The organism is Pseudomonas sp. FSL R10-1339 (assembly GCF_009600545.1).
GTDB classification, from domain to species: domain Bacteria; phylum Pseudomonadota; class Gammaproteobacteria; order Pseudomonadales; family Pseudomonadaceae; genus Aquipseudomonas; species Aquipseudomonas bubulae.
On the sequence record NZ_WIVQ01000211.1, the window covers coordinates 1 to 1,541 of the forward strand.

The 1,541-nt window shown below is 64.9% G+C and carries 2 protein-coding genes and 1 pseudogene; all 3 read right to left on the reverse strand.

All coding sequences use genetic code 11. From position 1 onward, the window contains the following. A pseudogene (locus GHO03_RS24405) lies at positions 1 to 253 on the reverse strand (hypothetical protein); the annotation flags it as partial. A 1-nt stretch (position 254) separates the two neighbouring features. Then, on the reverse strand, positions 255 to 1,247 hold the full coding sequence (locus GHO03_RS24410) for a VWA domain-containing protein (protein WP_095026862.1): 993 nt from the start codon (positions 1,245 to 1,247) through the stop codon (positions 255 to 257). Then, a partial coding sequence (locus tag GHO03_RS24415) for a DUF4381 domain-containing protein (RefSeq protein ID WP_153400681.1) occupies positions 1,234 to 1,541 on the reverse strand: 308 nt, incomplete at its 5' end. The genes GHO03_RS24410 and GHO03_RS24415, both read right to left, overlap by 14 nt.

Sequence of the window (1,541 nt, forward strand, 5' to 3'; positions counted from 1 at the left end):
GTTCCCAGGTGGGGCCTGCGGCCGCAATGGCGCCGATGATCAGCAGGGCAGCGGTCAAATGTACCGGGCGCAGGCGGTGGCTGTCGGGCGGGGTGACCAGCAAGTGTGGCAGCAGGTGGGGAGCGATGATCGCCCGCAAACGCCGTTGCTGGTCATGGCTGCGGCGCCACATTAGCGGCAGCAGGGCACCCACAATCGCCAACAGCAGCCAGGCCGGGCGCAGAAAGTGGAAGTCACTCAGGTTGATCTCCATTTCAGGCCTCCCGCGGTGGTGAGCGCGGGTGGCGCCGTGAGGCCAGCAGTGCGAGCAGATGATACAGCGCTATCAGGCTGATGGCGGCCGCTACGGGCAACCAGAACAGGTCCCGTTTGGGCTGGTGGCTGAAGGTTTGCACCCTGTGCGGGGTGAGCTGGTCGAGGGTGGCGTAGACCTGGTTCAGGCTGTCACGGTCTTCTGCGCGAAAGTACTGGCCGCCGGTGCTTTTGGCGATGCTCTGCAGGGCGGCCAGGTTGACCTTGGCTTCGCCGTCGGCATCCGGGTCGCCTATGCCGATGGTGTGGATCACTACCCCTTTGGCCGCCGCCATGGCCGCGGCACGGGGCACGGGGATGGCGCTGCTGGTGTCGTTGCCGTCGGTGAGCAGGATCAGTACTTTCTCCTGCTCGTGGGCCTGGTCGAGCAGTTTCAGGCTCAGGCCGATGGCGTCGCCGATAGCGGTGTCGGGCCCGGCCATGCCGATGCCGGTGTCGTCCAGCAGCAGCGACAGGCTGGCGTGGTCGAGGGTCAGGGGCGCTTGCGGGTAGGCAGCGCTACCAAACAGGATCAGGCCGATGCGGTCGTCCTTGCGCCGGGCAATAAAGTCCTGCACCACGTGTTTGACCGCGCTCAGGCGGTCGATCCTCTGCCCGCTGGCGTCGGTGAAATCCGTGGTTTGCATCGATTGAGAGATATCGATGGCAAGCATCAGGTCGCGCACCGGTTGCTGGCGCTCGATGGGTTTTTCGACCCATACCGGTCTGGCCACGGCCACCACCAGCAATGTCCACACCAGCAGGTTGAGCAGCAATTGCCAGATGTTGTGCTGCGCGCCTGCGATCTGTGGTGCTTGATCGACAGCGCGGCTCATGGCGTTGAAAAACGGTACGCGTACTGCACTGCGGGCTTCGCGGTAAGCGGGCAGCCAGCGGTAGCCGAACCACGGCAAGGGCAGCAACAGCAGCAACCAGGGATAATCAAACTGCCACATGGTGCAGCTCCACCCAGCGTGTACAGGTGTCGACCAACTGCTGGCGTTGTGCGGCGGGCAGGGCGAGCAATTGCTCATCCTGGGCGTAGGCCAGAAACGCCAGTTGCTGGCTGAAATCCTCGGGCACAGGCGGCGGGCCGTGGCGTTGTAAAAAGTCCTGCCAGGCCTCGCCCTGCAGAGGCGCCGCTGCCTGCGGGACGGGCATGGACAGTGCCACCCGTTTAAGCAGCGTGGGCAGTTCGCGCAAGGTGCCCAGCGGGTCGTTGGCCGCGCGCAGTTGTGCCAGCCGTTGCA